The organism is Tepidisphaeraceae bacterium (genome assembly GCA_035998445.1).
Lineage (GTDB): Bacteria > Planctomycetota > Phycisphaerae > Tepidisphaerales > Tepidisphaeraceae > DASYHQ01.
The window spans coordinates 17,611-39,802 of record DASYHQ010000008.1 but is presented as its reverse complement, the minus strand read 5'-3'; the positions used below and the strand labels follow the sequence as shown (position 1 = coordinate 39,802).

At 60.6% G+C, this 22,192-nt stretch carries 16 protein-coding genes and 1 tRNA gene; 8 read left to right on the top strand and 9 right to left on the bottom strand.

Features of this window, described 5'->3' with window-relative positions:
* The 5 genes from VGN72_01830 (at window position 1) to VGN72_01810 (ending at window position 7,553) form a co-directional block, all read left to right on the top strand.
* Complete coding sequence (locus VGN72_01830) at window positions 1–1,524, top strand: TolC family protein (GenBank protein HEV7298074.1); 1,524 nt, start codon at window positions 1–3, stop codon at window positions 1,522–1,524.
* 369 nt (window positions 1,525–1,893) lie between these two features.
* Window positions 1,894–2,280: a response regulator gene (locus tag VGN72_01825; GenBank protein ID HEV7298073.1), complete on the top strand. Its 387-nt coding sequence runs from the start codon at window positions 1,894–1,896 to the stop codon at window positions 2,278–2,280.
* Between the two features lie 146 nt (window positions 2,281–2,426).
* Window positions 2,427–4,460: an ABC transporter ATP-binding protein gene (locus VGN72_01820; protein HEV7298072.1), complete on the top strand. Its 2,034-nt coding sequence runs from the start codon at window positions 2,427–2,429 to the stop codon at window positions 4,458–4,460.
* Between the two features lie 646 nt (window positions 4,461–5,106).
* Window positions 5,107–6,780: a hypothetical protein gene (locus VGN72_01815; GenBank protein ID HEV7298071.1), complete on the top strand. Its 1,674-nt coding sequence runs from the start codon at window positions 5,107–5,109 to the stop codon at window positions 6,778–6,780.
* Window positions 6,777–7,553, top strand: coding sequence for a glycosyltransferase family 2 protein (locus VGN72_01810; protein HEV7298070.1), 777 nt, complete (start codon window positions 6,777–6,779; stop codon window positions 7,551–7,553). Before VGN72_01815 ends, VGN72_01810 begins: the two co-directional genes overlap by 4 nt.
* 611 nt (window positions 7,554–8,164) lie before the next feature.
* Here VGN72_01810 and VGN72_01805 read toward each other — a convergent pair.
* The 3 genes from VGN72_01805 to lpxD all read right to left on the bottom strand — a co-directional run bounded on the left by VGN72_01805 (window position 8,165) and on the right by lpxD (window position 11,504).
* Window positions 8,165–8,380, bottom strand: a complete 216-nt coding sequence (locus VGN72_01805) for a lipoyl domain-containing protein (GenBank protein HEV7298069.1) — start codon at window positions 8,378–8,380, stop codon at window positions 8,165–8,167.
* Window positions 8,381–8,399: 19 nt separating this feature from the next.
* A complete protein-coding gene (locus VGN72_01800; GenBank protein ID HEV7298068.1) occupies window positions 8,400–10,349 on the bottom strand; it encodes an ABC-F family ATP-binding cassette domain-containing protein in 1,950 nt (649 codons plus the stop codon).
* A 162-nt stretch (window positions 10,350–10,511) separates the two neighbouring features.
* Complete coding sequence (gene lpxD / locus VGN72_01795) at window positions 10,512–11,504, bottom strand: UDP-3-O-(3-hydroxymyristoyl)glucosamine N-acyltransferase (protein HEV7298067.1); 993 nt, start codon at window positions 11,502–11,504, stop codon at window positions 10,512–10,514.
* A 149-nt stretch (window positions 11,505–11,653) separates the two neighbouring features.
* On the opposite strand from lpxD, the gene VGN72_01790 reads away from it, so the two are divergent.
* Together VGN72_01790 and VGN72_01785 are read left to right on the top strand one after the other, a co-directional pair.
* A tRNA-Arg gene (locus tag VGN72_01790) sits at window positions 11,654–11,727 on the top strand.
* Window positions 11,728–11,843: 116 nt separating this feature from the next.
* Complete coding sequence (locus tag VGN72_01785) at window positions 11,844–13,319, top strand: hypothetical protein (protein ID HEV7298066.1); 1,476 nt, start codon at window positions 11,844–11,846, stop codon at window positions 13,317–13,319.
* A gap of 244 nt (window positions 13,320–13,563) precedes the next feature.
* On the opposite strand, the gene VGN72_01780 is transcribed toward VGN72_01785, so the two are convergent.
* Window positions 13,564–13,806, bottom strand: coding sequence for a helix-turn-helix transcriptional regulator (locus VGN72_01780; GenBank protein HEV7298065.1), 243 nt, complete (start codon window positions 13,804–13,806; stop codon window positions 13,564–13,566).
* A gap of 104 nt (window positions 13,807–13,910) precedes the next feature.
* On the opposite strand from VGN72_01780, the gene VGN72_01775 reads away from it, so the two are divergent.
* Window positions 13,911–14,216, top strand: a complete 306-nt coding sequence (locus VGN72_01775) for a hypothetical protein (GenBank protein HEV7298064.1) — start codon at window positions 13,911–13,913, stop codon at window positions 14,214–14,216.
* Between the two features lie 355 nt (window positions 14,217–14,571).
* On the opposite strand, the gene VGN72_01770 is transcribed toward VGN72_01775, so the two are convergent.
* From VGN72_01770 to VGN72_01750, 5 genes are all read right to left on the bottom strand, one after another.
* Window positions 14,572–15,717, bottom strand: a complete 1,146-nt coding sequence (locus VGN72_01770) for a Wadjet anti-phage system protein JetD domain-containing protein (GenBank protein ID HEV7298063.1) — start codon at window positions 15,715–15,717, stop codon at window positions 14,572–14,574.
* A 110-nt stretch (window positions 15,718–15,827) separates the two neighbouring features.
* Window positions 15,828–19,133, bottom strand: coding sequence for an ATP-binding protein (locus VGN72_01765; GenBank protein ID HEV7298062.1), 3,306 nt, complete (start codon window positions 19,131–19,133; stop codon window positions 15,828–15,830).
* Window positions 19,130–19,843: a DUF4194 domain-containing protein gene (locus VGN72_01760; protein HEV7298061.1), complete on the bottom strand. Its 714-nt coding sequence runs from the start codon at window positions 19,841–19,843 to the stop codon at window positions 19,130–19,132. The genes VGN72_01765 and VGN72_01760 overlap by 4 nt, the downstream gene beginning before the upstream one ends.
* Entirely contained in the window at window positions 19,840–21,306 is a 1,467-nt protein-coding gene (locus VGN72_01755) for a DUF3375 family protein (GenBank protein HEV7298060.1), read from the bottom strand. Before VGN72_01755 ends, VGN72_01760 begins: the two co-directional genes overlap by 4 nt.
* Window positions 21,307–21,893: 587 nt before the next feature.
* Window positions 21,894–22,178, bottom strand: a complete 285-nt coding sequence (locus VGN72_01750; protein ID HEV7298059.1) for a hypothetical protein — start codon at window positions 22,176–22,178, stop codon at window positions 21,894–21,896.
* Between the last annotated feature and the right edge of the window lie 14 nt (window positions 22,179–22,192).

Below are 22,192 nucleotides of genomic sequence, written 5' to 3'. Positions count from 1 at the left end.
ATGGCACAGGCCGCTAACGTTGGATCGAACTCTGCTCGAACGAACCTGCCGGTGCACCGGCTGCTGCCATCGATTGCGCTGCTGGTGGGAGGGGCCGGTCTCACCGGTTGCGCGGTCGACCAGGAGAAGGAAGTCTCGATCTACCGCGACGTGATCAGCGCGCCGACGACGCGTCCGATTCACGAGCAGGGCAAGCCGTTGACGCTCGTGCGGGCGCTGCAGCTGGCCAATTCCAACAACGAACAGCTCTCCATCAGTGGTGAGGACTACCTGCAGTCCCTGATCGATAAGGACCGCGCCGCGGCGGCGTTCTTCCCGACGATCTCGCTGGCGCCAACCTACTTTTTCCAAGACAAGGTCAGTGGTGCCGGTGGCAGCACCATCGTGACCGGTGGCGGCACGGGTGGTGGGAGCGGCACGATCGTCGTCTCCGGGGGCAGCGGCCAGCGGAACGAGCGGTTTGACGTGCCGGTCACCGGCAGTTGGAACCTGTTCAACAGCTTCCGCGACGTCGCAAACCGCCGACGGGCCAACGCGACGGCCGAGCAGCAACGCGACCTGTTGCTGGACCTGCAGGCGGCGCTGCTGCTGGACGTGGCCCGCGTGTACTACGAGGTGTTGCGCAGCGAGCAGTCGGTGCGCGTACTGGAGAATGCGCTGAAGGTGCAGGAAGAGCGCCTGCGCGACACCACAGGCCGTCAGCGTGCGGGGCTCGCCCGGCCGTTGGACGTGGCGCAGTCGCAAGCGCAGGCATCGCAGACGCGGGTGCAGCTACTTCAGGCGCGTGCCGACGTGATCAACGGCCGCAGCACGCTGGCGTTCCTGATCGATGCACCGGTGCATTCGGTGGCGCTGCCGGACGGTTTCGACCCATCGATCGATTTGCCCGCTTTGGAAGCCGTGCTGCGCAGCGCGCTGGCCGCACGTCGCGATTTCTCGGCCGCTCAGGCCGCGGTTCGGGCGGCGCGGCAGGAGGTTGCCGGGGCGTTCAACCAGTACTACCCGTCGCTCAACCTCAACGTGAACTACTTCCTGACCCGCGACAGCACGCCCACCGACAGCGACTGGAACGGCCTGCTCAGCCTGGATATCCCCATCTTCACCGCCGGCCTCATTCATGCCGACGTGCGCACCGCGTGGAGCCGGTATCGCCAGGCGGTATTCAGCGAGAACCAACTCCGCCGCCTGATCGACAGCGACGTGCGCATCGCGATGGAGAACCTCACGTCGACGTTGGCCCGTTTAGCCGAATTGCGCGTCCAAGCCACCGCAGCCCGGGAAGCGCTGCGCCAAGCGGACGAGTCGTACCGTGCGGGCCTTGCCACCAACCTGGAACGTCTGACCGCACAGGATCAGGTGTTGTCCGCAGAGCTGCAACTGGCTAGTGCTGAATACGAACGCAAGTTCCTCTACCTCAGCCTGTTGCGACAGTCGGGCCAACTGCATCTGCCCGAGAACCAGATCGTGTCGCTTAATGTCGACCCCGTGCCTGCGCAATCGAATCCGGCACCGGCGCAGCGCTGATTTTCCTCGCATCATTTCAAGGCATTAATTTCTGCACACTGCGTCACCCTGAGACGGTGTTTACTCAGTCAGACGACGTCGCTCCGGTCCCTCTCCCGGTACTCCGGGAGAGGCTAGGTGAGGGTGCATTTTTCGTTCTTAATCGCTAACAATTTGAAATCGCCCTCACCGAACTTCTCCCATGGGTCCATAAGAGAGTTGCTGTCACATCCCTGCACACAATCAGGATGACAACGTTTCGGCAGGTCCTTTGAACACTCTTTGTTAGTCTGGGCAACCCTTCGTCTCCACCAATTCCTTTACCCACTAGATCATTTTGAGATTTTCCCTCTATCGCGATTTTTGCAGTCACGCGATAGTGACTGCCGGATGTCAACGATTCTTGTGGTAGAAGATCAGATTGAAGCGCGCAAGCCACTCATGAAGCTGTTAAAGCTCGAGGGGTACGAGGTCGCCGGTGCTGCCAACGCCTGGGAGGCACTTGCCGCTGCGCGTCACCATCGGCCGGACCTGGTGCTGCTGGACGTCATGATCCCGCAGCTCGACGGGCTGACGTTCCTGATGCTGTTCCGAGAGGAACGCAAATTCCGCGACGTGCCGGTCGTCATGCTCACGGGCGTGTCCGACGAACACACCATGCAGCGGGCACAAGAATTGGGCGTGAAGGACTACCTGCTGAAGGCCGCATTCTCGCCGGAGCACCTGCTGGGCGTCGTCCATCGTAACCTCGAAGCTCCCACGTCGTCAGCCTCCTAACCAAAGTGTGTGTCCCCGTGTCTGATGAACGACGGCGGAATCGCCGTTAGGTAGACCATCGTTCTACGCGAGCCCAACCCTGGGCCGGGCCCGGCAGGTCTGACCTGACCATCACCACCGCACTCCGCACCTTCTGCCCGACTTCCATGAGCCTGACGCCCAACACCGCCACCGGTTCGACGCTGCCGACGTTAGGATTGCACGAAAGTTGGGGCAAACCCGATTTCCGGCGCAGTCACCGCTTCCCGGCGTTACTAACATCCGCGCTGGAGTACCTCATGGGGTTGCTGCGCGACAAATCCTTCCGCCGGCTGTTACGCCAGGCGACGCACCACCGCGGACTGCTAGCGCTGACCGTGATCGCCGGGCTCGTCAACATCTCGTTGACGTTCGTGATCCCATGGCTCATCGGTAGTGCGATCGACGAGGTGATCGTGCCCGGCGTGCGCGGTGAGAACGCGCCGCCGCGGGAGGAACGGTTGGAATGGCTCACCGTGCTGGTGGGCATCGGCCTCGGCACCGCGCTGATGTTCGCGATCATCACGTACTGCCGCGGGCACTACACGGTTAAGCTCGGTAACCGCATCATCACCGATACCCGCCGCGACTTGTTCGACCACCTGCAGCGGCTCTCGCTGCACTTCTACTCGCGCGAGCGCACCGGCAGCATCGTCAGCCGGTTGATCAACGACATTCAGCAGGCCGGGCAGATCATCAACGGTGGCGTGATCGTCGTCTGCATGGATTTCGTTCAAACGCTGATTGCCGTCGTGCTGCTGTTCAGCGTGTCGTGGCAACTCACGCTGGCGTGCCTGGCAATCCTGCCGTTCTACGCGATCACGTTCAAGGTCTTCGACCGCCACGTGCGCGAGGCCAGCGACCGCGTGCAGGTGCAGATCAGCAAGCTGTCGGGCAACGTGCAGGAGCGGCTCAGCGGCATCGCGCTGGTGAAGACGCACGCCGCCGAGGATCGCGAGAAGCGCGCGTTCGATCTGGACACCGAGGAGCATTACGGCCGCGTGGTGCGGCAGAGCAAGATCGCCCACATGGTTGGCGCCATTAGCGAGGGGCTGGTCCACTGCGGCACGATGATCGTCATCGGCTACGGCGGCTACCTCACGCTGTACGGCAACCCACCGCTAACCGCCGGCGACGTGACGCGCTTCTTGGGTTGGCTGGGCATTATGTACGGCCCCGTGCGCCGCTTCGCCGAGCTGAACGTCGTCTACCAGACCAGCATGGCAGCCCTCGACCGCGTCTACCGCGTGTTCGACATCACGCCCAAGATCGCCGACCGGCCCGGCAGCGTGCAGACGAGCCCCACCAAGGGCGTCGTGGCCTTCGAGAACGTGCGCTTCTGCTACCACGACGACAGCGAGGAATCCCGCGCCCAACTCGACGAACCCACCGCCCGCCAAGCGGGTGGGGCCGGTTGCAACGAGGGCGACGCCACCCGGCGCTACGTGCTGGACAACCTCTCGTTCAACGTCAGCGCCGGCGAGCGCGTGGCCCTGGTGGGCCCGAGCGGGTCGGGCAAGAGCACGATCGTCTCGCTCATCCCGCGTTTGTACGACGTCACCGACGGCCGCATCGTCATCGACGGCATCGACGTGCGCGACTACAGCCTGCGCCCGCTGCGCCAGGCGATCGGCATTGTGCAGCAGGACTCGTTCGTCTTCTCCGGCACCATTCGCGACAACCTCGCCTACGGCAAGCCCGACGCCACCGACGACGAGGTGATCGAAGCCGCCAAGGCCGCCAACGCGCACGAGTTCATCTCGCGTCTGCCCAAGACCTACCAGACCCCACTCGGTGAACGCGGCGTGAATCTGTCCGGTGGCCAGCGTCAGCGTCTGTCGATCGCCCGCGCGATCCTGAAGGACCCGCGCATCCTCATCCTGGACGAAGCGACGAGCGCCCTCGACACTGAGAGTGAATCGCTCGTGCAGAGCGCGCTCGACCAGCTCATGCAGGGCCGCACCTGCTTCATCATCGCCCACCGCCTCAGCACGATCCGCAACGCCGACCGCATCCTCGTCATCGAGGCCGGTCAGATCGTCGAAGTCGGCAACCACCGCGAACTGATCGAAAAGGGCGGCCTCTACGCCAAGCTGGTCCGCCAGCAGTTCGGCACGCGCCAGGACGAAGTAAAAGCCGAGCTGGCGCTGGCGGCGACGTGATGATGTCGTGCCGTGGGATTGCCTTGCCGGACCTCGACCGGGAAAAACTAACCGCGGAGGACGCGGAGGACGAGGAGACAGAAGGAGACGAAAGCAGTAAGCGCTTCCTTTTGGAACCACGGCTTCGACGCACCATCAGCCCAATCGGTCATCCTGAGGTACTCCGAAGGATCTCTTCGTCTTGCACATAGTACTGAAGCACAAATGTGGTCGCGTCCGCTCCGGCCGTGGCATGGGCGTCTCGCCCATGCATGTCATAACGCCGGACGATTCGAGTCCGTTCCAAGACTTGGTCAGCGCAACAGCCAACCAATCACATCGCTTGTTCCAGTCCACACGCATGGGCGAGACGCCCATGCCACGACCAGAGCGCACCTGCGCATCCTCTTCAGCGCCCTCAAGATGATGACTTGCGGCCGTATTGCGTAAGCACCACGATCGGAACGAGCGGACAAGTGCCTTTCCTCTTCTCCCTCTGTCTCCGCGCTCTCCGCGTCTCCACGGTTCCCACTTCTGCCGTTGCCGCACGCGAACCGGTCAATCTTCCCGTGCGGCGACCCTCCCGATCCCACCACAGAGTTGCCGGGCGTCGGTCCCGCTCTATACTCGCGGGTTCTGGCAGTGACGAACGAGCGGATCGAAATTGATGGCCACGACAATCTCTCCTGAGCTTTCCCCGCGCGTCGCATGGTCCGATCGGTTGCTGTCGTTGGCCGACGCATATCGTAAGCCGATCTTCATCGCGATCCTGCTGCTCTACCTGATGGGCTTCAACGGCCAGTGGCGGCCGGAGCCGGACGCGGCGCTGTACCTTTCCATCGGGCGTAACCTCGCCGAGGGCAACGGCTACACCTACCACGGCGAGCCGCACCACCTTGCCTACCCGGGGCTACCCTGGCTGTGGGCGGGCGTGTACACGGTGGCGCCGCAGCACGCGATCGTGGTGGGGCACGTGATCATGCTGCTGACCGGGCTGGCCTGCCTGGCGCTGTGCTACCGCCTGTTCCTGCTGCACGCAGGCCGGCCGACCGCGGTCTTCATCACGCTGGGGCTGGCGGTCAGCCGGATGTTCTACCGCTACAGCTTTGAGCTGCGGTCGGACATGCCGTTCCTCCTCGGCGTGCTGGCGTTCCTGTGCGGCTTCGAGGCCATCGTCTATCACAGCCGGGCACGCGCTGATGACGATGTCGATGCGCCGCGGCGCGCCGGCCCGCGCTGGCACGACTGGTTGTTGCTGCTGGCGGGATTGGCGCTGGCGGTGGTGATGCGCCCGACGATGTGGGCGCTGGTGGGGGCGGCGTTCTTCGCGACGGTGCGCCTGATGTTCATGGGCCGTGCCCGCTGGGCGCTGGCGGGCATCGTGCTGGTGGCGGCCATCATGATCGGCTTCCTCCGACTCGACCCGCGCCGCGTGCAAAGCACCTCGACCTTCGGCCAATACGAACAAGCGCTGCTGGAAGTCGCGCGCGATCGCACCGATGAGTTCCTGAACCGAATGCTGACCGTCAACCTGCCCGGCCTGTTCGACCCGGCGGCGTCAGAGGCGATGTTCGGGCTGGACCTGGGCTTCTTCACTATCGGTGGCGTTCGCTTCAGCTTCAACGTGATCGGCAGCATCGTCGCGATCGGCATCGGGCTGTCGCTGTTCCGCTATCGCTTCATCTGGGGCCTGCTGTACCTGTTCATGGTGCTGATGATGCTGGCCGTGCTGCCGCTTGACCGATACTTCCTGCCCGTGCTGCCGCTCACGGTCTACGGCTGGTGGCGGTTTCTGGTGTACGTCGAGAAGCGTCTGCCGGGCAACTGGGGGCGCATCGCGTTCGTGGCGCTGTTCCTGCTGGGGTCGGGCACGAACTTCGCCAAGATCGTCCGCTGGATTTACGATCAGCATCAACGGCCGTTCCTGGTGAAGTATCGCGATGGGCGGTACGTCCATTGGCCGGAGATCGGGCGGGTGCTGCACGACCGATTGCCGGACAACGCGTGGATCGTGTCGCCGTACAAGACGGAGCGCATCCTCACCTTCTACAGCGAGCGCAACGTGACCGGCGTTGGCTTGATCGACGCGCCGTCGCTGCAGTTACTGGCCGACGTCGACCGCGCCTACGTGCTGAACCCGGCCGACGAGACGGTCGCGCCCTGGTTGAACAGCACGCAACTTCAACTGGCCCCCCCAATCGCCACGGTTGGCGACCCCGAAACGACCGGCTGGGTGCTGCACCCGATTCAGTGGAAGAACCCGGCACGCGCGCTACCGTCACCCGAAGCACCGGCGACCGAGGCTGCCTCGCCACCGGCCGCCGGTGGGGCGGTACGGTGAAGATCAGCATCGTCACGCCAACGTTGAGCGGCCTGCCACTGTTGCGCCAGACGGCCGAGTCGATCCTGTCGCAGGCGGGCGATTTCGATCTCCAGTGGATCGTTGTTGATGGCGGCAGCACCGACGGCACCGTCGAGTGGTTGTCATCACTAAACGACCTGCGCATGACGTTCACCAGCGAGCGGGATAAGGGCCAGTCCGATGCGATCAACAAAGGCTTGGCCGCCGCGGATGGTGACGTCGTGGCGTGGCTGAACTGCGATGATCTGTACGTTCCCGGCGCATTGGCCGCCGTCGCGGGCGCGTTCGCGAATCATCCTGACGCGCAATGGCTAGTCGGGCGGTACGAGGTGATCTCGCTCGACGGCACGCGGATGCGACAAGGCGTGGTGAACTACAAGCGACGGCGACTGGAGCGGTATTCGCTGTCGCAACTGCTGACGGAAAACATCATCCCCCAGCCCGCCGTCTTCTGGCGGCGCGCGTTCGGCGAGCGCGTGGGGCCGCTCGACTTGTCGCTGTACTACACGATGGATTACGACCTGTGGCTGCGCATGGCCACGGTGTCTCCGCCGCTGGTCATCGACGACCTGCTCGCGAATTTCCGCCACCACGCCACGAGCAAGAGCGGCCAATTGAACCGCGCCCAGTTCGACGAACAGCACGCCGTCATGAAACGCTACACCCCAAGCCCCTGGCGACGCGCGGTGCACCGCTTCCACGTCGAAAAGGTTGTCTGGGCCTACCGCCTGATGCGCCTGATCGGCCGCTAAACCCGATAGCACAACTCTTCTGTAGGACAGGCATTCCTGCCTGTCTCTTCCCCCGTCTTACTCTCCCCCCGTATTCGCTCTTCTGTGGCATAGGCATTCCTGCCTGTCTCTCTTCTGTCTTTTGCATTTGGTGGGACGGACATTCTTGTCTGTCTCTCCTTGCGCTCTGATTGAAGGAGAACAGACGCGAAGGCGCGAAGGTCGCGAAGGAAGACGCGAAGGATTTCCCCGGGCGTTGCGCCGAACCGATCTGAATCGCGCAGCGCTAGCGTAGAAATGGATAGCGTGTTCTTTGACAACCGAATAGCAGGCAACGCGGACACCGGTGCCCCCGTCGCGACCAGCCAATGTTGCACAATGGTGCATGAAATCGCGTTTCGGCTTACCCAAATCGCCGCCGCGGTATCGGTTTATGGAATGCCCTTCGCGATCGCTTCGCGCCTTCGCGTCTTCGCGTCTCTTTCTCTTCGACGGAAGCGCAAATAGAGACAGACAAGAATGTCCGTCCCACCGGAAGCGAAGAAAAAGGAGGCACAGGCAAGAATGCCTGTGCCACAGAATACGGGGGGAGAGACAGGCAGGAATGCCTGTCCTACAGAAGCGGATACAGTTTAACTATTGCCGATGACAGGATCGATGCGCATGAACGGTCTGGTCAAGGTGACAGCATCCCCAACCTGCGCCAAATGCCGGAGGATCCCGGTGGCCGATGCCGGAACATCGGCCGAGGCATTGTCCGTCTCGAGCTCGCAGACTGGTTGATCAACGACGACGAAGGCACCGTCCGGCTGGTACCAGCGTGCGATGTTGGCCGTGTGTGGCGTCACTTCTTCGTGTTCCCAATCGCTACGTCTCCCGCGCGTAGTACTCTTCTTCCAGCGCCTTCAGCTTCTTCTCCAACTCCGCGTACTCGTTCTGCACGCGCTTCCCCTTAGCGGCGTCCTTGAAGGTGGCGACGTCGGCGAGTTGTTGCTGGTGCTGGCCGAGCGCGATCTCCGTGTCGGCGATCTGCTTTTCCAAGTCCTTCATCGACAGCTTGCCGAACGGCCGCATGTAGGGGTTGTCGGCCTTCTTCGTAGCCGGCTTCTGCTGTGGTGGGGGCGTAACGGGCTTCGGGGCGGCTTTGGGTTGGCTCTTGGCCTGAGCCTTGTCCTTCACGGCCTTCGCTTCCTTGGCGGCCTGGGCCTTGGCGCGCTCGGCGGCGGCCCACTTGGTGTAGTTGCCGTCGAAGTCCTCCATGTCCGGCGGGTTGATCACGAACAACCGATCGACCGCGTGATCCAGGAAGTACCGGTCGTGGCTGACGCAGATGATCGTGCCGTTGAATTCCTTCAGCGTCTTTTCCAGCGCGCCGCACGAGGCGATGTCGAGATGGTTCGTCGGTTCGTCCAGTACGAGGACGTTGGGCTTCTCCAGCAGCAGTTCCGCAAGTCGCACGCGGGCACGCTCGCCACCGCTAAGCAGCTTGATCTGCTTGAAGTGATCGTCGCCGGTGAAGAGCAGGGTGCCCAGGACGCTGCGCACCTCGTTGTCCTTGGCGCCGCTCTCCTCCTGCACCTCTTCGAAGATGGTCAGTTCGGGGTCGAAGTTGCCGAGCGTCTGATCGTAGTAGCCGACGTTCAGGTTCGAGCCCCACTTGATCTCACCACCGTCAGCGTCCATCTCGGCCAGCAGGACCTTCAGCAGCGTGGACTTGCCGGCGCCGTTGGGGCCAATGATGCCGATCCGCTCGCCGCGCTTGACCTCGAACTTCAGGTTGTCCCAGAGCTTCTTGTTGTTCTCGAACCCCTTGGATAGTTCCTTCACCGCCAGCACGCGGTCGCCGGCCCGCTGGTCGGTCTGGATGCTGACGTGGATGTGGGCCGACTTCGTGACGGCGTCGATCATGCGGTCGGACGACAGCAGGGCGTTCAACCGCTTCTCGCGACCCTTCGCCTGCCGGGCACGCTGGCCAGCCTTGAATCGGCGGACGAACTCGTCCTGCTTGTCGATGTCGGCCTGCTGCTTCTCGTAGGCGCGCTGCTGCGACTTCTCGTGCAGCTCCCGCTGGACTTCGAAGGCGCTGTAGCTGCCGGGGTAGCTGTTGATCTGCGAGCGCGTGAGCCACGCGATACGGGTGGCAAGGCGGTCGAGCAGGTAGCGATCGTGGCTGATGATGATCGCGGCGCCGTCGTACTGCAGCAGGTAGTTTTCCAGCCACTCGATGGCGGCCAGGTCCAGGTGGTTCGTCGGTTCGTCCAGCAGCAGCAGATCGGGCTCGGCGATCAGGATCTTCGCCAGCGCCAGCCGCGACTTCTGACCGCCGCTGAGCGTGGCGACGCTTTGTTCCCAGGTGTCCTTCTGCAGGCCGACGCCCTGCAGCGTGGCCTCGAGCTTGTGCTGCCACGCGTACCCACCGGCCAGGTCGAAGTCGCCTTGCACCTGCGTGTACTTCTCCAGCACGGCGTCGAGTTCGTCCCCTTCCACCTCGGCCATCTTGTGCTCGAGATCGCGCAGCAGGTGCGCCAGGCGATGGAGTTCGGCAAAGGCCAGTTCGGCCTCGTCCATCACGGTGTTCTCGTGGTCGAAGTGGGGGTCCTGCGTGAGGTGGCCGACCTTCGTGCCCTTGTTGATCGCGACGCTGCCGACGTCGGGCTTCAACTGCCCGGTGAGCATCTTGAAGATGGTCGACTTGCCTGCCCCGTTGTCGCCGATCAGGCCCAGACGTTCACCGCGGTCGACGATGAGGTTCAGGTCCTTGAAGATCACGCGCTCGCCGAAGGTTTTCTCGATATTGGATAATGCTGCCAGGGCCATGGGTACTGCGTCTCTTTTCGTGGCATGGGCATTTTGCCCATGCATGCGGGAAGTTGATGAAGTTCGAATTTTGATCAGCTGCGCGGACGAAGCAACTGATCTGATAAAGTCTCTTGTTCTGCTGACGAGCATGGGCGAGACGCCCATGCCACGGCGGAGGCATCACGGCTGAAACCCCACGTCGTCGCGGCGGCCTTCAGTGTGTGCCAGTTCGTTGACCTGTTGTTCCAGCTGCCGCACGCGGTCGAGCAGTTCCGGCAGGTTTTGCCAGACGACGTACACCCGCCGGGCCTGTGCGATAGGCAATGCCGGCACGCCCATGACCGCGGTCTGGTCGGGCACGTCGTTGATGACCATCGACCGCGCCGCCACCGTCACGTTGTCACCGATTTGCAGGTGCCCACCGATGCCGGCCTGACCGGCGATCGTCACGTGGTTGCCGATGGTCGTGCTGCCGGCGATGCCGGTCTGCGCGACCAGCAGCGCGTGCTGGCCGATCTTCGCGCCATGACCGATTGCCACGTGCTTGTCGAGCTTGCTTCCGGCACCAACGGTCGTGCTGCCCATGGCGGCGCGGTCGATCGCGCAGTTGGCTCCTATTTCTACGTCGTCCTCGATCACCACGTTCCCCACCTGTGGGATTTTATGATGCACGCCCTTGTACGTCGCGAAGCCAAACCCGTCGGCCCCGATCGTGGTGTTGGCATGCACGACCACGCGGTTGCCGATCACGCAGCCGTCGTACACGACCACATTCGCATGCAGCACGCAATCGTGGCCCACACGCGCGTTCGGCCCGACGTAAACGCCGGCGTACAGGATCGACCCTTCGCCAACCGTCGCAGTCGTTTCGACGACCGCTCTTGGATGCACCCCCGCGTGCGGATGCTGCCGGAACCCGTGCAGCAGCGTGGCCGCCAACGAGTAACCGTAATACGGCTCGTTCATCCGCAAAAGCGGCACGTGGTCGCTGACCACCTGCGGCTTGACGATCACCGCCGACGCCGTGGTCGTTTCCAAGTGTTTCGCGTAGCGTGGGTTGGACAGGAACGCGACCTGCCCCGGCCGGCCATCGTCGATCGAGCCAACCGATTCCACCTGAACCGCCGGGTCACCGATGAGCTCGGCGCCGATGCGTTCAGCAAGTTCTTTCAACGTCACTTTCACCCAAGGCCTCCCGTGGCCGATCTTACCCGACCACCCGTCCGGTCACGAACCTGCGCGCAGGAGATGCGTTCAACTTGACAGATGCGATGCAACTCCGCACACTCTCCCACCCGTCCGCGAAAGCGGCCGACCGGCACGCAGCCGTAGCTCAATTGGATAGAGCTCCTGACTACGGATCAGGGGGTTGGAGGTTCGAATCCTCCCGGCTGCATTTCCTTGTAAGTCAATAACTTAACGATCGAACGACGCCTCTGAAAAGAGGCGTTTTTCGTTGGTGTATCCGATCTTGTATCCGATCAATTCGAAAACTGGCCCTACAATGGGGTGATGGACAAGGAATTCTTCGACGCTAACTTCCCGGGGCTGCTCGATGCCGTTCGCGATCTGTCCGCATCGGCGCCGCCGGTCAAGATCACGTTCCGTGGGCGGCAGGGGTACAGCAAGGACATCGGCAAGTATGCCAAGCCAAATGGCACCTTGGCGCCAAAGCGATTCTGGCTCGGTCACAACCAGGCGCGCGCGATCTGGTTAGCCAACGTCCACAACGAGACGTTCAAGCGGTTCGTCTCTCCGGCCGGTGGAATCTGGACGGACGAGCACGCGCGACTGCTGTCGCTTTTGATCGAAGTCGAAGACGACCGCACGCGCAAGATCGCGGCCAAGGTGGGTGGTTCGATCAATCGGTTAAGCAGCCGTCCGCCGGTCGCCGGTCTGCCACCAATTCCCGACTTCCCCGTTGTCGCTCCGTTTGTCGCACCGCCGCACGCAAGCAGTGCTGTGGTGCCCCCGCCACGACCCTCCACCCTGTACGCGGCGATCGCCGCGTACGTCGCCCACCTGAAGACGCGTCGGATGAGCGATCGCCATCGGGAGCGGGCCACCCAGGTCGTCGAAGTGAACCTCAAGGCCGTACGCAGCGATTGTGCGCTCGCCACGGTCGATTACCTGTGGATCGATTCGCTCGCGAACCATTATAAGGGCCGCCCGAAGAACCTGCGCGACGGCGCTCCGCTCACGCCCGCCGGCGTCAAGAACATCCTCACCTACCTGCGGCTGTTCTTCACGTGGCTCGATGACGTCGAATACGGCGGGTGGACCGCGCCGCGGAAGCTGGCGAAGTGTTTCAAGGTGCGCGTTGCGGACCTGATGACGCAGACCGAGCTTCGAAGCGCCGGCACGATTGAGCAATTCGAAGTGTCCATGCTCGTAAAGCTTTACCGCCACGGTACACCGCACCAACGCACGCTCATGCTGATGGCACTGTTCACCGGCGCGACGCAGCAGGAGCTGGCGGTGATGGCGCAGGGCGATTTCGACCTCGACGCCGCGACGCTGATCCACGTCCGGCACAAGACGAAGGTGCGGGGCGAGTTTTGGTTGCCGCCGGAGCTGGTCGCCCTGCTGCGTAATGCGTTCGCTTGCCGCACCCATGATCCGCTCGCGTTCCGCACGCGAGACGGGAGCGCCCTCTTGACGTTCCGCGACGGTAGGCTGCTCTCGGACGCCGTCAAGCAATCGTGGAATGACCTACGCGAGAAGGCCGAGGTGCCCGAGGCGCTGTCCTTCAAGTACCTGCGGAAGTTCAGCGCCGACTGGATGGTACGAAACGATGGGGACGAGATGGGGCAGGTGATGCTCTCCCACGCCCGTCATAGCGTGCTCGCCAAGAGCTACAGCAAGAGCAGGGCGTTCGAACGTTTTCACACGCTGCAGAAGAAGATGTACTCGGAACTGCAGCGGGCAGGAACGTTCGACGTCCCGCCCGAGAAGAACAAGCGGCCGACGCAGCGTCCTAGGACGTAACTAATTTCGAACGCCGGCACTCGACGCAACTATCCGCGTTACGTGATCATTATAGAAGGTCTGCCACGGCCCCACTTGGCACCCGTTGCGTGTACCGCTAGCGGTCGCGAGGCAATCGAGAAACACCCTTCCGCCAGACGGAATTGCACACCGGTCGAGTACAGGGGTAGCACTGCGTCGCGCTCGACGGTAGCCGTATGGAGCGACGGCGCTGGTGTACGTGGTTCAATCCGCAGGCAGCGTTTCAGTTGCCGCTTTTAAGTAGGTCCGACATCGCGGCGAGGGGGTCGACGGCGCAGGCACGGCACCAGGCGACGAACTCGGTAATATCTACCCGACGGTTCGCCGTTTCGCAGTTGTAGATCCAACTCTGCGGTCTCTTCAGCTTCGTGCCGAGCTCTCGTTGGGAGAGCGCTGCGTCCTCGCGAAGCTTCCTCAAGAGCGTCGGCACTGCGCGGTAGGTAGGAACGTGCTGGGCCTTGGCCATTGCGACAATCATGAGAGCCAAGGCGGATGACACGGGATGCGTGTCGCCTGCTGGTTTCGTCATTGCAGGTGGGCGAAAGGCGTGCGCTGCGACGGTTTCGCGAAATGTTGCCAGACGACGAGTGGATCGCGTCCATTCGCCGTAGGTATGAAACCCCAGCGGAATCCCACCATCTTGATCCCGCGCAGATCAATGAAGGCGACCGTGGGAACCGAATGCCGTCGCAGTTCTTCCGACGGATCATTGCACGCGGAGCTAGTAAGCCAGGTGAATGGGACCGGTCATCAATCTCAATCTGCACCGTCGCTTCGACAACAAAGAAACTCGGCACGATCAGTCTGGCGAAGGAAAAAATCTCGATCAATCGGACAGAGTTCGTCTACGGTTCAACCGAGATGATTTCGCTTTAGAATGTGGCGTCTAGGACTACTGCATCGGTCGTCGTCCGCACGCGTCGGCCATCCTGCGGTCAGATAAAGCTCAAGGAGGGATGAGCCCGCACCGGAGCGGTGTTCGATTGGACGCTTACGACGGGGCCGTGGGTTCGCCACACGTAGCGCACCCACGCGCATGTCGAAGGAAAGACCGCCTCCGCGCCGCGGTGCCTGCGTAGTGCCGGGAGAAGCGGCAGGTGTCGGCTTGTCCACTGGGCAGTGGTCCCGTGAGGGGAATCGCCGCTTCCTCCGGGGAACGCTCCGGCGTCCACGATTGCACCAGATGTCGACACGCAGGCTGCTCTGCTGGTCGGCTTGTGGCGCCAACGCGCTAGTAATTCCACCAGCGTTGAACGGCATCGCGTACGACGGTAGTGGGTAAAAACTCCTGCTCCAATCGGCCCCGACGTTCGTTAAGGATCCGCTCGTAGAGTGATTGTTCGATATCGGTAAGTCCCGTCGGAGCAACCCTTCCGGCAACAACTGGTTCGGGAACCGATCCTTCCGAATTTTGCTCGTAGATCTCAGAGGTCATCATGAGTGCAACAACGTGCGGCACGCTCTGCCGAGCCGTTGCCAGGAACTGGAGTCCCCATGTGTCGATGTCGCCCCAGTAGCCTACTTGCTTGGATTGCAACCAGTGCCCTTTGAGCCATTCCAAGTCGAATCCCGCGCCGAGGACGGCAATGGTCTCGGGGACGTTTACCAAGTGGTGTTGACAGCTTTCGTTCTCGACAACCAAAAGCCGTCGGCCGGGGAGAGGCGAGTCTTTCAATTCGGAACTGCGAACACGTTGCTTGTGAAACGGAAGTAGTGAGCCATCGAGATCGATCACCAGAAGCCAATGATCCTGATCCGAGATCGCGCCAAGAAATGACTCGAGTCCGATACGGCTAACTTCGCCATCGAATCGCTCATCAAGCAGGGCAGTGATCAGACGCGAATTGCGCTCGAAAAACTTTGTGTCGATCCCCTCTAATGACAAGGCGCGCAGCGGCTTGTTGTCTGCGCACAGCGGCTGCAATGCCGCTGCAAGGCGAGCGGCTTGCAGCACTTCATCCACCGGCTTCTCGCGCCACAATGACGGCCTGCCAATTAGGAGACGATGAAAGCACGCTTCCGCGTGCTCACAAAATGTGGACATCGATTCGAACTCTTCCCGAACGGAGCGGTCGTCACAAGCCGCGATCCATTCCGAAGGCTGCCGAATATTCCAGTTAAGCGGAATTTCGACGGGGCCTGATGTGGCTCGGTAGCTGGTCGATCCCCAGATCACTTCGCCGATCTTCACACGACGCCATTCTTCAACATGACGTTTAACCGCATCGAAGTCGCTCGCGACTTCCTTCGGCTTAGGTCGACCAATCTGTGTGACGATCGGCCACGCGTCGGCGCCGCCAAGCAGGCAAGCTTCTCGCACCGCGGAGGCGCTCCATTGGCGACGCAGACTTGCTTTGAGTTCAGCGGGTGATTTCATCGCTTCGCCGAGATAATTTCGTTCAGCCCGTTGGCTTTGAGCACTGTAACAGCATGCACGGGCGGAACACTGATTCGGCAGACGCCGCGCCGCGGGACACACAGTGGTCGTTACGCATTTACCATTGCTTCTAGCATCTCCCAAGAGATTGAGACGAGGGTGGCCTCCTTCTTGGGCCTTTGAACACAGATGACTCGTCGCGTGTGCTGTTTTAACAGACCGATTTCCTTGTTCGGCGTGACGAAGACAGGATGCAGTTGGAAGATTCTCAGGGCCTCAATAATCCGCCCAGCCGCCGACGGCGAACTTTTTGAGAAGGCTTCGTCGAGAATAACCGTAGCATAAAGCGGGCAATTAGACTCGGCGGGGCAGAGCGCGTAGCTCAGTGACGCAGTCAATATGTGGCTGGCCATCAGTTCCTTTTCGCCACCGCTGCCACTTTGCGAACCGGTGCGAGGCGGTGACCGATCTCCGGTGTGTCGGTCTACTTCGACGACGAAGAATTGCAGACGATATCTAGGGTCCAGAAGCGCCCGGGAACCTTGCTGGCGGCTGTTCTGTCCGGCATCACGAAGAATGGCGACGACTTCGCGAAGCGCCTTATAGTGACTACTGCCCTCATCGTCCTTCAGAGCAGCGCTTCGGAGTTCCCGTAAGACGTTTTCGAGTGACCGCAGACGTTCATGCTTAATGCGCTGGGGCTGCAGTTGAAGGTAGCGGCCCAACCGGAAGTCGACTCTAGCCAACGTCTGGTTCAGCTCGCCGATGCGCTGTTCGATTGCGTCAACTTCTTCGGTAATTCCTGCCAGCAGTTGCGTGACACCTTGGTCGGATGACCGATTCAGGTATTCAATGAACCGACTAAGTTTCTCCGGTAAGGCTTCTTCGTTCAGGACGCGAAGCCGACCCAGATAGTCGTTAACGTCAACCAGATCCGACCCGCTATCAGCGAGCGCACCAGTATCGACGTGCTTCGCTTCGCCCATGAGTCGGACTAGTCGCTTTTCATGCTCGGCGACTCTTCGTTGCTGTTCATTCAGATCGTTCTCCACCGTACGGGCGGCATCGCGTTCTGCATCGTTGAGTGCTTTCGCGTCGATGGTTGACCGGATTGTCAGTTCCTTTTCCGCCAACGCCGACTCTTCCAGCGTGAGTCCGCTAGCTCGACGCTTTACACATCCATCGCGCTCTGCGTTTGCCTCGGTGTACTTATGGTTTAGAACTGCGAGGTTGCTGTCGCACTTTCTGATGTCGCCCTGAATCCCCTCTAACGTTTTCTGCTCCAAGTCATAGCTAGCTTTAGCCTGACTGGCGTCGGATTCCGGATGCAAAAGCGACGTAAGTCGTTCGTTCGATCGAGCTAATTCAGCCTCAGCTCCGGGCAGATCGATCGTCCTGAAATCAATCGCTAAAAGGTGATCGATCATGGCGAGCTGGGCGTTCAGGTTGTCCAGTTCGCGACGACGCGTCTTTGACTCGCATTCAAATTGAGCGGCGCGCTTACGCAAGAAACCCAACTCGTGTGCCAAGGCTTCAAGTTGATCTTTATTGTTAAATCCGGTCGCCCAACCTTCGTTAAGGCGGCGCTGATCCTGCTTCTCAAACTTGCCGCGGCTACCCGATATCGCGCCTTCGACGGTTAACCCATGTTCAACATTCTGAAGCATATCCGCCGATTCGACGCAATGAAGATCGCGGTTCGCCAGTAGCAACTTTGCCGTCGGGAGGAGCTGGTGCTGCTTAAAGTTGAGTTTGTGAATGAAGCTGTCGCGGAAAACTTCCCGCGGTTGATCTTGGATATTTGAGCGTTGAAGTCTTACGTGTAGCCGATTGTCTCGACTATTAACCCAGTGCAGCGCGGCCTGAAGCCGGTCTTCTGGTACGAGAACTCGTAGCCGTTCTGACCCGATGGCACGCTCGATCGCGCCGCGCCACACATTCTCCTCAGGCCTCACTTCGATGAGTTCGGCCAGGAAGGGAAGAGCGGTCTCCTGCGTTCCAAGCTGGCGTGAAAGTTCGCTGCGGAAATCCTGATACTGCGGCGGAATATTCGATCCGGGCCGCTCTTGAACCTTCCGTAAAGACGCTTCGATCTCGCCGACTTTGGTTTCAGCGACGAGCTTTTGCGACATTACCGTCAGCGTTTCCGTGTGCTTCGAATCGCGTTGCTGAACCGACTTCTGGCGTTTGAGGTCCAGCACTGCCTGATTCCGCGTCAACGCCGCTTCGCTTAGGTCCTGATCGAGCCCGAGGCTTACTGTCATTCGCTGGTAATCGTTCGCATGTTTCTTGCGCTCGTTGACGCGTTCCTCCTGGGCTTTAATCGTCCTCTGCAATTCAGCGATCACATTGCCGCCAAGCTCGAGGTACCGCTCTCGAAAAGTCTCGACGCGACTCTGACAGTCTTTCTCGTTTCCTCGTGCGACATCGAGCCGCGATTGGGCATCTTCCGTGTCCGCGACGATTTCTTTCAGAAGTTGATTCCAAAGTCGCTCGCCTGCAATCGCATAAAAGACCGGGATGATCCGCTTCAATGATTCGAGAGTGGATAGTTTGACACGCGACTTTCCCAACTTTCGATGTTCCTCCGCGATCGGGAGCAATGAATCCCGTTGGCGTCGGGCTGTCTCGAGTTCGGTGTGGATACCAGCCAGGTTGTCGAATTCACCCGCCACTTCGATCGCGCGCTCAAACGCGTTTCGATCATCCAGCACCAAATCTCGAAAGATTTCGTCAATGCTATTCAGCTGCTTCAGTCCAGCGGCGCGATTAAGCAGCGTGAAGGCGTTTTCTCCGACATCGAAGAATTTGCGGGCGTGTGCAAGGTACGCTTTCTTGTTGTCGAAAATCCGGAGCTTTGGCGTTTCACGCCCCGCGCGCATCAGATCTCGAAGACCGTCGTCATGCAGCAATGTCAGCCACTTATCGAGCGTCTGGTCGTCTGCCTGTGAAAAGATCCACCGCTTCTTGAGATCTTCTGCGGTATTGCCTGAACCGTCCGTCCATAACAGGGCAGCCAGCCGGAGAACGTCCGGCCCAGATCGATACGTTGCGCATATACCGGTGATCGTCTTGCCCGGGCGGGCGACTTCCTCGCGCCCGTCGGACCCGTCGCCGCCCAACACGCCGCGGACGTACGAGATCAGGGTGCGGTCACTTTCATGTCCACCGGTCGATGCGAGGTTGTATCGGGGTGATACAACAAGGAGTGTCATCAACGCGTCAACCAACGTAGTCTTCCCGCTGCCCGTGGGACCGATGATTGCGGTGCCACCATTGTCAAACTCGGCTCGGTGCAAACCCCTGAACGGTCCCCAGTTGAAGACTTCCAGCTGGTACAATCGAAACGACGGTTGCCTTTCATTGCCGTCGGAATTTGCGGTATCTGCACCAAATAGCCCCTGTTGATTGCTCATCCGTGCTCCGGTTCTGGCTGCTCGGGTTTGCTGGCCTTTTCTTTCAGCACTCGAAGCAATGATGAAAGCGGCTCGGCGTTCGCGAGATGCGCGATGATGGGACGAATCGTCAATTCCATATTGCTGTCTACCTCGGAAACGACGCCATGAACCTTCAACTGGTCCAGTAGATTCAACAGCCGACTTCGGTTGCGGGCATCGCTTCCCGAATCGTCAAAATAGGTCAGAAATTGAGATGATACGTCATCGACGGCAATCTTCGCCGCGGAATGCCCGACGCCCGACTCCTGCTCGTGAATCAAGAACGTCTGTCGCAAAATCGCCACAAGCAACGATTGTTCGAGCGTAAGGCGCTGTCGCCTTACCAGGGGATGCGACCATGCCTCAACACTTCCTGAAGATTCAGACACGGCGGTCGCGACCACCAGCAGCGCGATGCCGCGATGCGCATCGAGCCGAACGGCCAGATCCAATGGCATCAACGCTTGACGGACATCCCGTTCGTGGATCGTAGCTGTCTGAAACAATTTGGGATTGGCTGCTTCCTCAATATACCCATACCGGAGCAACTCCTGGGTGACGGCTTTTACCTCCGACGGCACTGCATCCGCCGCGACAGACTTCGCTGCAGAGTACGCTTCGGATTCAAATTTGGGTCCCTCAACCTGCTCGCTTGTCGCTAATGGGCTAGGGTCGGCTTCATCACTCATTCGAGGCTCCCCGGCGCCAGCTTATGCACCGCTACGAAGGTCAGTTCCACCGTCGGTACAAAGAACCGCGTCCAGCCTTCACCTTCATCGAACAGGTGAATGACCTCAGTGTTGTTTTCGACGGCGATACCCGCTTCGCGGGCCATTGCCAGCCAGTACGCCAGTGTTTCCAGATCGTGAGTTGGTGGAAGCGTCGCTGCCAGTGCGCCGATGGTCAGCGGCTGGGCGCTTATCCGAAGTTTTTCGATGGTCGCGTCAAACAGCTGCGTGCGATTCAACGCGCGATAGGCTCGCCAGAACTCCTCGTCCATTTGTGCCGGATCAGCAGGGGAAATGGTCAGATCGAGATCGTCGGATTCGCCGTCACTCACTTCTTTGAACAGCAGTCTCTCCACCAACGGTAGATTCGACACCGCGATGGCAACGGGTGGAAGTGGCCCGGGTGCGCGCCGCACACCGGCGGACTGCCAGTCCACACGTAGCGCCACTTGAAACAATTCCTGCAGGACCGCACCTACGCGAATCTCTTCGTCCGCGAGTCCCGATTTAAGGAAACTGCGCACATCACGCTCGCTTCGAGCCCTGGCCTGAATGACACGCTGCGATTCCTGCACCAGGCGTGGCACCAGCGATCGCAGGTCGGCCTTCTGTGTCCGTTCCAGTGCTGTATCCGTATTCTCGTTTTCCAGAATCAAGCGTAAACGCTGTTTCATTTGCTCGAGTTCGACAGACTTCACCAGCTGCTGATAGAAGCCCTCGAACACCTGGCCTTCCCCAGTTTTGATCAGTGCGTCGTGTCCGTTCAGAAGATCATCGACGATTTCCCCGCGGTGTCGCTTTTCGCTGATGACTCGCTGCCTTAATGCTTTGTCTGCTTCACGATACGAGTCTTCCACCCGGCGGAAATCGGCCCGCAGACTGATCGCCAGTTGATACACTTCGCGGATGCCTTCTGCCGCCTGTGGGCCAGTCAGCACTTCAAAGTCACCGGACTGCACGGCTGCGAGTTCATCCTGCATCGTCGCGATGCGCTGCTTCAGCGACTCTTCGCGACTGCTCTGGCTGTGGCTCAACTGAGCCTCCAGATTCTCGATTTCTCGCTGCACCGTTGCCAGGCGCGAGGCGGTCGAGGTCATCGGCTGATCTTGCAACGAGTTCAGGAAGTAGAACGACCGCTGCAAGGCGTCGGTGGCTAGCAGCTGGCCTTCGCGTTCGACAATCAACCCGCGCTTCAGCCACTGCCGCAACTCCCGCCTGGCGGCCATGGCATGATCGTCTCCGATGTCAAAGTTGTCGTCATTCGAGTTGTCGGCGAACAAACCACCGAGGTGCTCGACTGCGGCTTCGAAATCAATTCCGTTGGGAAGGGCATCGATGAGTGACTGCAGGCTGACGAGAATCAGTGGGCCATTGTGAGAAGCCAACAATAGCCACGCCGGGTGATTTCGACGGAGCTTGATCAATCGTTGACATGCTTCCGAATTCATATCTCGCCGTTGTCCCGGAAATCACCCGAAGCTTATGAAGTCAGCGATCCACCCAAGGTTGCCGTTCGTATACGGGATTCGCAAACGCCGCCAATCGGACGTCGGACAGCGAGGAATGATGATACCCGCGCGGCGTTGTATCCTCACGAAAATTCGTACAAGCATAGTGCGTCGGTTTTGTCGTGCCGAACCTATCCCGAAGCCGCTCGGCACAGACGCGGGGTTCGCCAACTACCGCGCACGTTTTGCATGGGTTACGACCACGTTAAACCGCCGCCGGACACGTCGTCGAAACCCGCACGTCCTCGACGGAGGCTAGCGGCACCGCCCTCACGGTCGTCAAGCAGAAGCCAGATGCGGCCCGCGTGCGGGGCAGGGACCAATGACAGCCCAGCGGTGCCATGCGCGACCACCGTCTTCCGCCGAAGGGGGTCACGCGTGGCTGTGTGCAGCGCCGCCATTGCACGAGAGGGCGAGCGTGGGTGTTTCGAAGGGGGCGGGGGCTGGTGTCCGCGGGAGCGAAGGGGGGTGCGCGACCGTGTACGGTACAGAGCCTTTAGGGCTCAGGAGCCGCGTTTTGGCTTCGAGCCGTCTTCGCGGGCCTTGATCCGCTTCAGTTGCTCGGCCTTGGCCTGCTCGATTAATTCAAGCAGCTCTTCATCGACTTCGGCACCGAAAATCCGCTTTAGGTACTTCGCTTGAACCTCCGGATCCGCCTCTAACCACATCAGCATGCACGCTGAAAAGCATAGGCCCAGTTTTCCAAAATAAGCACTGGTAGCTTCCCGAAAGCGATCGGCCAGAACCGGATCAATTGAAAAGCTAATGGTTTGCTTGCGTCTCGGCACAGCAGGATTAGACG

Coding starts and splice junctions, on each gene's coding strand:
- VGN72_01780 (HEV7298065.1), bottom strand. CDS start 13,806: ATGGCCAAGGCCCAGCACGTTCCTACCTACCGCGCAGTGCCGACGCTC.
- VGN72_01815 (HEV7298071.1), top strand. CDS start 5,107: ATGGCCACGACAATCTCTCCTGAGCTTTCCCCGCGCGTCGCATGGTCC.
- VGN72_01800 (HEV7298068.1), bottom strand. CDS start 10,349: ATGGCCCTGGCAGCATTATCCAATATCGAGAAAACCTTCGGCGAGCGC.
- VGN72_01775 (HEV7298064.1), top strand. CDS start 13,911: ATGTTGCCAGACGACGAGTGGATCGCGTCCATTCGCCGTAGGTATGAA.
- VGN72_01760 (HEV7298061.1), bottom strand. CDS start 19,843: ATGAGTGATGAAGCCGACCCTAGCCCATTAGCGACAAGCGAGCAGGTT.
- VGN72_01830 (HEV7298074.1), top strand. CDS start 1: ATGGCACAGGCCGCTAACGTTGGATCGAACTCTGCTCGAACGAACCTG.
- VGN72_01820 (HEV7298072.1), top strand. CDS start 2,427: ATGAGCCTGACGCCCAACACCGCCACCGGTTCGACGCTGCCGACGTTA.
- VGN72_01825 (HEV7298073.1), top strand. CDS start 1,894: ATGTCAACGATTCTTGTGGTAGAAGATCAGATTGAAGCGCGCAAGCCA.
- VGN72_01785 (HEV7298066.1), top strand. CDS start 11,844: ATGGACAAGGAATTCTTCGACGCTAACTTCCCGGGGCTGCTCGATGCC.
- VGN72_01770 (HEV7298063.1), bottom strand. CDS start 15,717: ATGAAATCACCCGCTGAACTCAAAGCAAGTCTGCGTCGCCAATGGAGC.
- VGN72_01765 (HEV7298062.1), bottom strand. CDS start 19,133: ATGAGCAATCAACAGGGGCTATTTGGTGCAGATACCGCAAATTCCGAC.